This window comes from Pseudomonas sp. MYb327 (assembly GCF_040438925.1).
In the GTDB taxonomy this organism is placed as follows: domain Bacteria; phylum Pseudomonadota; class Gammaproteobacteria; order Pseudomonadales; family Pseudomonadaceae; genus Aquipseudomonas.
Map to the genome: position 1 here is coordinate 309,040 of NZ_CP159258.1, position 12,332 is coordinate 321,371.

At 61.0% G+C, this 12,332-nt stretch carries 9 protein-coding genes; all 9 read right to left on the bottom strand.

Going from position 1 to position 12,332, the window contains the following annotated elements:
* Positions 1–25 precede the first annotated feature (25 nt).
* On the bottom strand, positions 26–1,402 hold the full coding sequence (locus ABVN21_RS01370; protein ID WP_339555331.1) for an L-serine ammonia-lyase: 1,377 nt from the start codon (positions 1,400–1,402) through the stop codon (positions 26–28).
* Positions 1,403–1,602: 200 nt separating this feature from the next.
* Positions 1,603–4,455: an aminomethyl-transferring glycine dehydrogenase gene (gcvP, locus tag ABVN21_RS01375; protein ID WP_353637215.1), complete on the bottom strand. Its 2,853-nt coding sequence runs from the start codon at positions 4,453–4,455 to the stop codon at positions 1,603–1,605.
* A gap of 11 nt (positions 4,456–4,466) precedes the next feature.
* Complete coding sequence (gcvH, locus tag ABVN21_RS01380; RefSeq protein WP_339556876.1) at positions 4,467–4,850, bottom strand: glycine cleavage system protein GcvH; 384 nt, start codon at positions 4,848–4,850, stop codon at positions 4,467–4,469.
* A 431-nt stretch (positions 4,851–5,281) separates the two neighbouring features.
* Positions 5,282–6,790, bottom strand: a complete 1,509-nt coding sequence (locus ABVN21_RS01385) for a sigma-54-dependent transcriptional regulator (protein WP_339556071.1) — start codon at positions 6,788–6,790, stop codon at positions 5,282–5,284.
* Between the two features lie 223 nt (positions 6,791–7,013).
* Positions 7,014–7,376 carry a DUF5064 family protein gene (locus tag ABVN21_RS01390; protein ID WP_339556072.1) on the bottom strand — a complete coding sequence of 121 codons (363 nt, stop codon included), beginning with the start codon at positions 7,374–7,376 and terminating at the stop codon, positions 7,014–7,016.
* A 12-nt stretch (positions 7,377–7,388) separates the two neighbouring features.
* Positions 7,389–8,318: a carbamate kinase gene (arcC, locus tag ABVN21_RS01395; protein ID WP_339556073.1), complete on the bottom strand. Its 930-nt coding sequence runs from the start codon at positions 8,316–8,318 to the stop codon at positions 7,389–7,391.
* Between the two features lie 168 nt (positions 8,319–8,486).
* Positions 8,487–9,497, bottom strand: coding sequence for an ornithine carbamoyltransferase (locus ABVN21_RS01400; RefSeq protein WP_339556074.1), 1,011 nt, complete (start codon positions 9,495–9,497; stop codon positions 8,487–8,489).
* Between the two features lie 69 nt (positions 9,498–9,566).
* Positions 9,567–10,823 carry an arginine deiminase gene (gene arcA / locus ABVN21_RS01405; RefSeq protein WP_339556075.1) on the bottom strand — a complete coding sequence of 419 codons (1,257 nt, stop codon included), beginning with the start codon at positions 10,821–10,823 and terminating at the stop codon, positions 9,567–9,569.
* A 33-nt stretch (positions 10,824–10,856) separates the two neighbouring features.
* Positions 10,857–12,284 (bottom strand): arginine-ornithine antiporter, encoded by a 1,428-nt coding sequence (gene arcD / locus ABVN21_RS01410; RefSeq protein ID WP_339556076.1) that lies wholly within the window; start codon positions 12,282–12,284, stop codon positions 10,857–10,859.
* Between the last annotated feature and the right edge of the window lie 48 nt (positions 12,285–12,332).

The following is a 12,332-nucleotide window of genomic DNA, read 5'->3' on the forward strand; positions in this document are numbered from 1 at the left end:
AATGATGCAGATGCAGGTGAGCGCATCAGCACTCGATTATGTTGACCGCCAAGCCGCCACGGGCGGTTTCTTTGTATTTGCTTTTCATGTCGGCGCCGGTCTGGCGCATGGTGCGGATGACCTTGTCGAGGGAGACAAAATGGTGCCCGTCGCCCCGCATGGCCATGCGCACAGCATTGATGGCCTTGACCGAGCCCATGGCGTTGCGCTCGATGCAAGGCACTTGCACCAGCCCGCCAATCGGGTCGCAGGTCAGGCCGAGGTTATGTTCCATACCGATTTCCGCGGCGTTTTCCACTTGCTGCACGCTGCCGCCGAGAACTTCACACAAGGCGCCCGCCGCCATGGAGCACGCCACGCCAACCTCACCCTGACAGCCGACTTCGGCGCCGGAGATCGAGGCGTTTTCTTTGTACAGAATGCCGATGGCCGCAGCGGTCAGCAGAAAGCGCACTACGCCGTCATCGTTCGCGCCGGGAATAAAGCGCATGTAGTAATGCAGGACTGCTGGAATGATCCCGGCCGCGCCGTTGGTCGGTGCCGTGACCACGCGCCCGCCGTTGGCGTTTTCTTCGTTGACCGCCAGCGCGTATAGGTTGACCCAGTCCAGCACGGACAGCGGATCGCGCAGAGCCGACTCCGGGTTACTGCACAACTGGCGATGCAGTGCTGCGGCTCGGCGTTTGACTTTCAAGCCACCCGGCAGAATGCCTTCGTTGCGGCAGCCGGCAGCAACGCAGTCCTGCATCACTTGCCAGATTTTCAACAGGCCGGCGCGGGTTTCTGCTTCCGGGCGCCAGGCACTTTCATTGGTCAACATCACCTGGCTAATGGACAGCCCATAGATGGTGCAGTGACTAAGCAGGTCCTTGGCGCTTTTGAACGGGAAGGTCAGGGGGGTGACGTCTTCGACGATGCGGTCGGCGCCGGCAGCGTCTTCATCGACGACAAACCCGCCGCCCACCGAGTAATACTCGCGGCTGCGGATTTGCAGGCCGGCGGCGTCGAAGGCGCGAAAGATCATGCCGTTGGGGTGATAGGCCAGCGGTTTGCGAATCATCGCCAGGTGTTCTTTCTCGTTGAACGCAATGTTGTGTTCGCCAAGAAGGTTCAAGCGACCGCTGCTGCGAATGTCCTGCATGCGGGCGGCGACGGTTTCGGTATCCACGGTGTCCGGGTGTTCGCCTTCCAGGCCCAGCAGCACAGCCTTGTCGCTGCCGTGGCCCTTGCCAGTGGCGCCGAGTGATCCGTAGAGCTCGACTTTGACGCAGGTGGTGGCCGTCAGCAGTTCTTCACGCCGCAGACCTTCGGCGAATCGCGCGGCGGCACGCATCGGACCGACGGTGTGGGAACTGGAGGGGCCGATGCCAATCTTGAACAGGTCGAACACGCTTAACGACATGAGGTTCTCCGGTTTCTTGTTATTAGAGGATCGACAGCAATCCTGAATCGGCCTCGATCCTGTAGGAGCTGGCTTGCCAGCGATGGCGGTGTGTCAGGCAACATGTGTGTCGGCTGATCCTCCGCAATCGCTGGCAAGCCAGCTGCTACAGGGGGGTGTGGCGACGTTGAGGGGGCGGATGAATCCGCCCCCTCATTCGTTTAAGCGTAGCTTTCGATCGATGGGCAGGCGCAAACCAGGTTGCGATCGCCGAAGACGTTGTCCACACGACCGACCGGCGGCCAGTATTTGCCTTCGATCAGCGAAGCAACCGGATAAACCGCTTGCTCCCGGCTGTACGGATGCGACCACTCGCCGACGATTTCCGCCGCGGTGTGCGGGGCGTTTTTCAGCGGGTTGTCGTCCTTGTCCAGGGTGCCGTTTTCCACCGCGCGGATTTCTTCGCGGATGCGGATCATGGCGTCGCAGAAGCGGTCCAGCTCTTCTTTGGATTCGCTTTCGGTCGGCTCGATCATCAGCGTGCCGGCGACCGGGAAGGACATAGTCGGGGCGTGGAAGCCGAAGTCGATCAGGCGCTTGGCCACGTCGTCGACGCTGATGCCGCTGCTGTCTTTCAGTGGGCGCAGGTCGAGGATGCACTCGTGCGCGACCAGGCCGTTGCTGCCGGTGTACAGCACTGGGTAGTGCTCTTCGAGGCGGCGGGAAATGTAGTTGGCATTGAGGATCGCCAGCTGCGAAGCGCGCTTCAGACCGGCGCCGCCCATCATGCGGATGTACATCCAGGTGATCGGCAAAATGCTCGCGCTGCCGAACGGTGCGGCACAGACTGCGCCTTCCTTGCGCGCCATCTGCGCGTGGCCCGGCAGGAACGGCGTCAGGTGCGATTTCACGCCAATCGGGCCGACGCCCGGGCCGCCACCGCCGTGGGGGATGCAGAAGGTTTTGTGCAGGTTCAGGTGCGAGACGTCGCCGCCGAACTTGCCCGGTGCGCAGAGGCCGACCATCGCGTTCATGTTGGCGCCGTCGATGTACACCTGGCCGCCGTGGTCATGAATGATGCCGCAGATTTCGCGGATGCCTTCTTCGAACACGCCGTGGGTCGACGGGTAGGTGATCATCAGCGCGGCGAGGTGTTCGCGGTGCTCGATGGCCTTGGCGCGCAGGTCTTCGATGTCGACGTTGCCACGGGCGTCGCACGCGGTGACCACCACGCGCATGCCGGCCATTTGCGCGGTCGCCGGGTTGGTGCCGTGGGCCGAGGACGGGATCAGGCAGATGTCGCGACGGTCTTCGCCGCGGCTCTGATGGTACGCGCGGATCGCCAGCAGGCCGGCGTATTCACCTTGCGAACCGGCGTTCGGTTGCAGCGAGATCGAATCGTAGCCGGTGGCGGCGCAGAGCATCGCTTCCAGTTCATCGGTCAGTTGCTGGTAGCCGGCGCTTTGCTCGGCCGGGGCGAACGGGTGCAGGGCGCCGAATTCGGCCCAGGTCACCGGGATCATTTCGCTGGCGGCGTTGAGTTTCATGGTGCACGAGCCCAGCGGGATCATGGTGCGGTCCAGCGCCAGGTCCTTGTCCGCCAGCTTGCGCAGGTAGCGCATCAGCTCGGTTTCCGAGTGGTAGCGGTTGAACACCGGGTGGCTGAGGATCGGCGACTGGCGCACCAGCGCGGCCGGAAGGGTGCTGGTGACGGACGCGGCGAGGGCGGTGAAGTCCGGCAGCGCTTTGCCATTGGCGAACAAGGCCCACAGGGTTTCGACGTCGGCCTGGGTGCTGGTTTCGTCGAGGGACAGGCCCAGACGTTCAGCGTCGACCACGCGCAGGTTGATCTGCTGGGTGCGAGCCTGCTCGTGCAGCGCAGCGGTTTGCGCGCCGGTGTTCAAGGTCAGGGTGTCGAAGAAGTTTGCTTGCTCGACGTTCAGTCCGATGGCTTTCAGGCCTTGGGCCAGAATCGCGGTCAGGTGATGCACGCGGTTGGCAATCTGCGTCAGGCCTTTCGGGCCGTGGTACACGGCGTACATGCTGGCGATGTTGGCCAGCAGCACCTGCGCGGTGCAGATGTTCGACGTGGCCTTCTCGCGACGGATGTGTTGCTCGCGGGTTTGCATCGCCAGACGCAGCGCCGGCTTGCCGAAACGGTCCACGGAAACACCGACCAGACGGCCCGGCATGTCGCGCTTGAACGCGTCCTTGGTGGAGAAATAGGCCGCGTGCGGGCCACCAAAGCCCAGCGGCACGCCGAAGCGTTGTGCACTGCCGATGGCCACGTCGGCGCCGAACTCGCCCGGCGGGGTCAGCACGGTCAGGGCCAGCAGGTCGGCGGCCACGGCGACCAGGGCGTTGGCGGCGTGGAAACGCTCGGTCAGTTCGCGGTAATCAAAGACGTCACCGTTGCTGGCCGGGTATTGCAGCAGCGCGCCGAAGAATGGGGTCACGTCGCTCAGTTCACGCTCGTCGCCGACGATGACGTCGATGCCCAACGGTTCGGCGCGGGTGCGCAGCACGTCGAGGGTTTGCGGGTGGCAATGCACGGAAGCGAAGAACTGGTGGCTGCCCTTGTTCTTGCTCAGGCGTTTGCAGAAGGTCATGGCTTCGGCAGCGGCGGTGGCTTCGTCGAGCAGCGAGGCGTTGGCGATCGGCAGGCCGGTGAGGTCGCTGATCAGGGTCTGGAAGTTCAGCAGCGCTTCGAGACGACCCTGGGAAATCTCCGGCTGGTACGGGGTGTAGGCGGTGTACCAGGCCGGGTTTTCCAGGAGGTTGCGCAGGATCGGCGACGGCGTGTGCGTGCCGTAGTAACCCTGGCCGATGAAGGTCTTGAACAGCTGGTTTTTGCCGGCGATGCCTTTGATCATCGCCAGCGCGTCCGCTTCGCTCAGGCCGTCTTCGAGGCCGAGCACGCTGGTGCCCTTGATGCTGTCGGGAATGACGCTGGCGCTCAGGGCTTCGAGGGAGTCGAAGCCGAGGCTATTGAGCATGGCTTGCTCGTCACCGGCGCGGGGGCCGATGTGGCGGGCGATGAATTCGTTGGCGGTGGTCAGATTCAGTTGGGTCATGTCAGCGCTCCTCAGGCTTCGGCGTTGGCTTTGATCAGACGATCGTAGGCGTCCTGATCGAGCAGTTTGGCGACCGCCGCAGCGTCGGCCGGCTGGAAGCGGAAGAACCAGCCTTCGCCCAGCGGATCTTCGTTGACCAGTTCCGGGGAGCTGTCCAGCGCCGGGTTCACTTCCAGTACTTCTCCGTCCAGCGGCATGTAAACGCCGCTGGCGGCTTTTACCGATTCCACGGTGGCGGCTTCAGCGCCTTTGTCGTAGGACTGCAACTCAGGCAGTTGTACGAAAACCACGTCGCCCAGTGCGTTCTGCGCGAAAGCGGTGATACCGACCGTGACGCTGCCGTCAGCTTCGGTGCGCAGCCATTCGTGATCTTCAGTAAAACGCAATTCGCTCATGGAAACTCCTGGGGTCCAGACTCGTCGGGTGGACGCTGTTGAATGCTTGGGCAAAAAGCCCGGGTATGAAGGACTACATAGCAAGAACGCGGCCAACGTTGTTTTTACTATTTGAATCAATGATTTAGGCGGGTTGGCGAATCGCTGGAACGGGTTGCGTGTAGCGAAATCGATACGGCATCCGTCGTGGATAAAAGCTGAGGTGGATCAAAGCCTTGCACAGCCGTGATCGTAGAGGGGTGTAGCGATATCGTTCCGCTGTAGCGCTTTCAGTACAGGTGGAGGTCGCTTTTAAAACGATTTTGGATTGGAAAGCAGAGTTGTAGGAGCCGGCTTGCTGGCGATGGCGTCTTCAAAATCGCCATCGCCAGCAAGCCGGCTCCTACAGATTGAGGGGTAGCAGTATGAAAGTGTTTAGGGGCCAACAGCGATCACGGCTTGTTGGGGATGCCGTATTTGCGCAGTCGATGGGCAATCGCGGTATGCGAGGTCTGCAGCCGGTTGGCCAACTGGCGAGTCGAGGGATAGCTGACGTAGAGCTTTTCCAGCAGGGTTTTCTCGAACTCATCCATGGCCTGTTCCAGGCTGTCGACATCGTTGTCGCTCTGACGCGCGACCGAGGTGCCGGCAATGTCGAGGTCGCCGATGTCCACCAGGCTGCTTTCGCAAATCGCCGCGGCGCGAAAGATCACGTTTTGCAGTTGCCGCACGTTGCCCGGCCAGCGGTTGCCGAGCAGGGCCGGGTAAGTGCCCGGCGCGAGGCGACAGACCGGGCGCTGGATCTGTGCGCACGCCTGCTGCATGAAGTAACGGGCCAGCAGCAGAATGTCCTGGCCTCGCTCGCGCAGGGGCGGGACTTCGACGTTGAGTACGTTCAGGCGATAGAACAAGTCTTCGCGAAACAAACCTTCGCTGACCATTTTTTCCAGGTCACGGTGGGTCGCACTGAGAATCCGCACGTTGACCTTGACCTCACGATCACCGCCCACCCGACGGAAGCTGCCGTCATTGAGGAAGCGCAGCAACTTGGCCTGCAAGTACGGCGACATCTCGCCGATCTCATCGAGAAACACCGTGCCCTGGTTGGCCAGCTCCATCAGCCCCGGCTTGCCGCCCCGTTGTGCGCCGGTAAAAGCGCCGGGGGCGTAGCCGAACAGTTCGCTTTCGGCGAGGTTCTCCGGCAATGCCGCACAGTTCAATGCCAGAAACGGCGAGTTGTGTCGCGCGCTGATGGCGTGGCAGGCCCGCGCGACCAACTCCTTGCCGGTACCGGTTTCACCCTGGATCAGCAGCGGCGCATCAAGGGCCGCCACCCGTTGCGCGCGAACCTTGAGCGTGCGGATAGCCGGCGACTCGCCCAGCAACGCATCGAAACCTTCGGCGTGATCGTGATGCAGGGCCGACAGGCGTTCGCCGATGCGGTTCGGTTGGTACAGGGTGAGCAGGGCGCCGGCGTCGGTGATCGGCGTGGCATCCAGCAGCAAGGTCTGGCCGTTGACGGTGATCTCCCGCAGCGGCAAGCGAAAACCCTGTTCGAGCAACGCGTCGAGCAGCGCCGGATCGGCAAACAGATCGGCGACGCTTTCACCGGCCGGCTCGCGGCCGTACAGGGCGATCAATGCCGGGTTGGCCAGCAACACCTTGCCGGCGCTGTCCAGCGCCAGCACCGGATCGGTCATCGCCGCAAGCAACGCATCGAGCTGCAGGTGCCGGCGTTGGCCGGGCAGGATGTCGACCACGGTCATCGCCTGCACGCCACGCACGCTCAGTAGCGCGTCGCGCAGTTCTTCGAGGACTTCCGGGCTCAGGGTCGGGGCGTCGATGTAGACGTTCGGCGGGACCATTTCCACCGCATCCAGATTGAGGTTGCGCCCACCGAGCAAGGCCAGGACTTCCTGGGTGATACCGACGCGGTCGATGAAACTGACGTGGATACGCATGGGGCGGTTTCGGGTTCTGGAGTGCGGAGGGTGGCAAGTATGCCTTGGAGCAGGGGGTAAGGTGAAATCCAGCGCAGGACTTCAGGCCAACGATGATCCCTGTGGGAGCGGGCTTGCCCGCGATGACGGTGGCAGATCCGGCATTGAAGTGACAGATGTACCGCTATCGCGGGCAAGCCCGCTCCCACAGGATTTGTGGCTGATCAAAGAATATGTGTACAGGTCACTCAAAGTGTTCAGGGTTTACCGGGTCGCCGGATTTCATATCCAACTGCTTCCGAATGTCTTCAAACATCAAATCGTAATGCTTGTGGACCGAGCCGATTTGGCTGTGTGTCTTCGGAATGCCGTACTTCTCGGCAATTCTCGTTACATCCCTGGCGAAGTTGTAGGCCTCCTCCTTGGGCAAGAAGAAGGGTTCTGACATGTCCTTGCCCTGAATGCTGCCATGCATCGTGAACTGAATGCCTTTTTCACCTTTGTCATTCTTGCTGACTTCATAGTCCAGGTGAATGTTGTAGCTGACATCGTCCGGGGTCAGCGCATGACGTTCGATGTGCAAGTGACCTGGATCAAACTGTGCCATAGACGTCTCTCCCTACAAGTAAGTAATGCCAGGTGTCGCGGTGCTGATGCGGGTGCCAGCCTTGCCCTGGACGATAGCTTCGATGTCCGCGAGCGAGCCGATCACCGCGACTTTCCCAGTATGGCGTGCGAATTCGCAGGCTGCCTGCACCTTCGGACCCATGGAGCCGGCGGCGAAGCCGAGTTTTTCCATTTCGTCCGGGTGGGCCTGGGCGATGGCTTTCTGCGTTGGTTTCCCATAGTCGATGAACGCGGCGTTGACGTCTGTGGCAATCACCAGCAAATCGGCTTCCAGCTGTTCGGCCAGCAGCGCCGAGCACAGGTCTTTGTCGATCACCGCTTCGACGCCTTCCAGTTTGCCGGGCGCGGTGTACATGGTCGGGATGCCGCCACCGCCGGCGCAGATGACGATGCTGCCTTTTTCCAGCAGCCACTTGATCGGGCGGATTTCGAAGATGCGTTTCGGTTTCGGGCTGGCAACCACGCGGCGATATTTGTCGCCATCCGGGGCAATCGCCCAGCTTTTTTCGGCGGCGAGTTTTTCTGCCTCGTCCTTGCTGTAGACCGGGCCGATGGGTTTGGTCGGATTCTTGAAGGCCGGGTCGTTGGCGTCGACTTCGACCTGGGTCAGCAGGGTGGCGAAGGGCACTTCGAAGTCCAGGAGATTGCCCAATTCCTGTTCGATGATGTAGCCGATCATGCCTTCGGTTTCGGCGCCGAGTACGTCCAGCGGATAAGGTGACACCGAGGTGTAGGCCGCCGCTTGCAGCGACAGCAGGCCGACTTGCGGGCCATTGCCGTGGGCGATGACCAGTTGATTGCCGGCATGGATTTTGGCGATCTGTTCGGTGGCGATCCGGATGTTGGCGCGCTGGTTGTCAGCGGTCATCGGTTCACCCCGGCGCAGCAGGGCGTTCCCGCCCAGAGCAACGACGATACGCATGGTGCAAGTCCTTCTAAAAGAGAAGTAAGCGGGTGACTCCATCTCTGTGGGAGCTGGCTTGCCAGCGATGGCCGCACCTCGGTGTTTCTGATAGACCGCGGTGATCCCATCGCTGGCAGGCCAGCTCCCACATCGACCCTGTTCAGTCAGTGGGAGCCAGGTCAGCCGTTATAGGTCAGCCAGCGTCGACACCAGAATCGCCTTGATCGTGTGCATGCGGTTTTCCGCTTGCTCGAAGGCGATGCAGGCCGGCGACTCGAACACATCATCGGTCACTTCGATGCCGTTCTTCAGGTTCGGATACTGCTCGGCGATCTGCTTGCCGATTTTGGTGTCGCTGTTGTGGAACGCCGGCAGGCAGTGCATGAACTTGGTGCGCGGGTTGCCGGTGGCTTTCATCAGTTCGGCGTTGACCTGATAGGGCAGCAACTGCTGGATGCGCTCGGCCCAGGCTTCGACCGGTTCGCCCATGGACACCCAGACGTCGGTGTGGATGAAGTCCACGCCTTTGACGGCCGCTTTCGGGTCTTCGGTCAGCGTAATGCGGGCGCCGCTTTCTTCAGCGTATTTTTTGCAGCGCGCCACCAGGTCGTCCAGAGGCCACAAGGCTTTTGGTGCGCAGATGCGCACGTCCATCCCGAGTTTGGCGCCGATCAGCAGCAGCGAGTTGCCCATGTTGTTACGCGCATCGCCGAGGTAGACGTAGCTAATTTCATGGATCGGTTTGTCGGCGTGCTCACGCATGGTCAGCACGTCGGCGATCATTTGCGTCGGGTGATATTCATCGGTCAGGCCGTTGAACACCGGCACGCCGGCAAACTTGGCCAGTTCTTCGACGATTTCCTGTTTGAAGCCACGGTACTCGATGGCGTCGTACATGCGCCCGAGCACGCGGGCGGTGTCCTTCATGCTTTCCTTGTGACCGATCTGCGAGGAGTTCGGGTCGATGTAAGTGACGTTGGCGCCCTGGTCGTAGGCAGCGACTTCGAAGGCACAACGGGTGCGGGTCGAAGTCTTTTCGAAGATCAGGGCGATGTTGTTGCCCTTGAGGTGTTGCTGCTCGGTACCGGTGTACTTGGCGCGTTTGAGGTCGCGGGAGAGGTCGAGCAGGTAGCGCAATTCGCGAGGGGTGTGATGCTCCAGGCTCAGCAGATTGCGGTTATGAATATTGAACGCCATTTTGGATCTCCTAAGGTGTCGGTTATCCCTTCGGCCCGCACTCGGTAAGGGCGGGCCGAAGTTAATAGGTTAGTAGTCAATCGGATCGCGGATGATCGGGCAGGTCATGCAGTGGCCGCCGCCACGGCCGCGACCGAGTTCGCCGGCGCTGATGGTGATCACTTCCACCCCGGCCTTGCGCAGCAGGGTGTTGGTGTAGGTGTTGCGGTCGTAGCCGATGACCACGCCGGGTTCCACGGCCACCACGTTGTTACCGTCGTCCCATTGCTCGCGTTCGGCGGCGAAGCTGTTGCCGCCGGTTTCTACGACGCGCAGGGCTTTGAGGTTGAGGGCTTGGGCCACGGTGTCGAGGAAGTTGGTTTCTTCGCGACGGATGTCGATGCCGCCCGGTTTGCTTTCGTCTGGGCGCAGGGTGAAGGCAACAATCTGGTTCACCACTTCGGGGAAGATCGTCACCAGATCGCGGTCGCAGAAGCTGAACACGGTGTCCAGGTGCATCGCCGCGCGGGATTTAGGCAAGCCAGCGACGATGACTTTTTCCACGGCTTTTTTCTGGAACAGGTTTACCGCCAGTTGCGCGATGGCCTGGCGAGAAGAGCGTTCGCCCATGCCGATTAACACCACGCCGTTGCCGATCGGCATCACGTCGCCACCTTCTAGGGTGGAGTTGCCGTGGTCCTTGTCCGGGTCGCCATACCAGATTTCGAATTCGGCGTTGGTGAATTGCGGATGGAACTTGTAGATGGCGGTGGTCAGCAGGGTTTCCTGGCGACGTGCCGGCCAGTACATCGGGTTGAGCGTGACGCCGCCGTAGATCCAGCAGGTGGTATCGCGGGTGAATTGAGTGTTGGGCAGCGGCGGCAGAATGAAGCTTGTATGGCCGAGGAAGCCGCGGAACATCTCGATGGCCTTGCCGCCGAAACTGCTGGGCAAATCGTCACCCGACACACCACCGATCAGGAACTCGGCAATATGGCGCGGCTCAAGGCTGCGCAGCCACGAACTCGTTTCATTGATCAAGCCCAGGCCCACCGAATCGGCGGTGATTTTGCGTTCCAGAATCCAGTCCAGGGCTTCGGGGATGGCGACGATGTCGGTTAGCAGGTTGTGCATTTCCAGCACATCGACATTGCGTTCACGCATTTTAGTGACGAAATCGAAGTGGTCGCGCTTGGCCTGGGCCACCCACAACACATCGTCGAAAAGCAGTTCGTCGCAGTTGTTCGGGGTCAGCCGCTGATGGGCCAGGCCGGGGGAGCAAACCATGACTTTGCGCAGTTTGCCGGCTTCGGAATGGACGCCGTACTTAACTTTTTCCGTGGTCATTTCAGTGAACCTCCAGATGGCAAAACAGTCGTGTTACAGGGTCAGGAAGCCGTCGTAGAGGCCGTAGGCCGCCACCAGGGCGCACACGACCACCGCTACGAAAATCAGCTTCTCGACGTTGGTGAAAACCGGTTTTTTGAGTTCCAGCTTGGCCTTGGCGAACAGGATCGCGCCCGGGGCGTAGAGCAGGGCCGACAGCAGCAGATACTTGATGCCGCCCGCGTATAGCAGCCAGACCGCGTAGATCAAGGCGACGGCGCCAATGATCAGATCCTTCTGCCGTTCGCCCGCCGCACCTTCGTAGGTTTCGCCGCGCACGGCCAATAGCAGGGCGTAGGCGGCCGACCACAGGTACGGCACCAGAATCATTGAAGTGGCGAGGTAGATCAGCGACAGGTAAGTACTGGCTGAAAACAGCGTGATGATCAGGAATATCTGCACCATGGCGTTGGTCAGCCACAGGGCATTGACCGGCACCTGGTTGGCGTTTTCCTTGCGCAGGAAGGCCGGCATGGTGTGGTCCTTGGCGGCGGCGAACATGATCTCCGCGCACAGCAGCACCCATGACAGCAGCGCACCCAGCAGCGAAATGATCAGGCCGACACTGATCAGCACCGCCCCCCACTTGCCGACCACATGCTCCAGCACGGCGGCCATCGACGGGTTCTGCAGCTTGGCCAGTTCCGGTTGGGTCAGGATGCCCAGCGACAGCACGTTCACCAGCACCAGAATCAGCAGTACGGAGATAAAACCGATCACCGTGGCTTTACCCACATCACTGCGTTTTTCTGCGCGGGCCGAGAAAATGCTCGCGCCTTCGATGCCGATGAACACCCACACGGTGACCAGCATCATGTTGCGCACCTGGTCCATCACGCTGCCCAGGTCCGGATTCTTCACGCCCCAGATATCGGCCGTGAAGATGTCCAGCTTGAAGGCGAACAGGGCAATCAAAATAAACAGCACCAGCGGCACGATCTTGGCCACGGTGGTGACCAGGTTAATGAACGCCGCTTCCTTGATTCCCCGCAGCACAAGCAAATGCACGGCCCACAGCAACACCGATGCACCGATCACGGCGGCCACCGTGTTGCCTTCGCCAAACACCGGGAAGAAGTAGCCGAGGGTGCTGAACAGCAAAACGAAGTAGCCAACGTTGCCCAGCCAGGCACTGATCCAGTACCCCCAGGCTGACGAGAAACCCATGTAATCGCCGAAGCCGGCCTTGGCGTAGGCGTAGACCCCGCCGTCCAGGTCAGGTTTGCGGTTGGCCAGAGTCTGGAAGACAAAAGCCAAGGTGAGCATGCCGACAGCGGTGATCGCCCAACCAATCAGAATGGCGCCGACGTCCGCACTGGCCGCCATGTTCTGCGGCAACGAAAAGATACCGCCGCCAATCATCGAACCGACGACTAATGCAACCAGTGCGCCGAGTTTCAGTTTTCCGGGAGCTTCAGACATTGCATGACTCCATTGCAGGAGAAGTGAGACAACAGACTAAGTCCGCCA

What these genes read in the sequence shown, in the direction of transcription:
- ABVN21_RS01370 (WP_339555331.1), bottom strand. Translation starts at nt 1,402, where the DNA reads ATGTCGTTAAGCGTGTTCGACCTGTTCAAGATTGGCATCGGCCCCTCC.
- gcvP (WP_353637215.1), bottom strand. Translation starts at nt 4,455, where the DNA reads ATGACCCAACTGAATCTGACCACCGCCAACGAATTCATCGCCCGCCAC.
- gcvH (WP_339556876.1), bottom strand. Translation starts at nt 4,850, where the DNA reads ATGAGCGAATTGCGTTTTACTGAAGATCACGAATGGCTGCGCACCGAA.
- ABVN21_RS01385 (WP_339556071.1), bottom strand. Translation starts at nt 6,790, where the DNA reads ATGCGTATCCACGTCAGTTTCATCGACCGCGTCGGTATCACCCAGGAA.
- ABVN21_RS01390 (WP_339556072.1), bottom strand. Translation starts at nt 7,376, where the DNA reads ATGGCACAGTTTGATCCAGGTCACTTGCACATCGAACGTCATGCGCTG.
- arcC (WP_339556073.1), bottom strand. Translation starts at nt 8,318, where the DNA reads ATGCGTATCGTCGTTGCTCTGGGCGGGAACGCCCTGCTGCGCCGGGGT.
- ABVN21_RS01400 (WP_339556074.1), bottom strand. Translation starts at nt 9,497, where the DNA reads ATGGCGTTCAATATTCATAACCGCAATCTGCTGAGCCTGGAGCATCAC.
- arcA (WP_339556075.1), bottom strand. Translation starts at nt 10,823, where the DNA reads ATGACCACGGAAAAAGTTAAGTACGGCGTCCATTCCGAAGCCGGCAAA.
- arcD (WP_339556076.1), bottom strand. Translation starts at nt 12,284, where the DNA reads ATGTCTGAAGCTCCCGGAAAACTGAAACTCGGCGCACTGGTTGCATTA.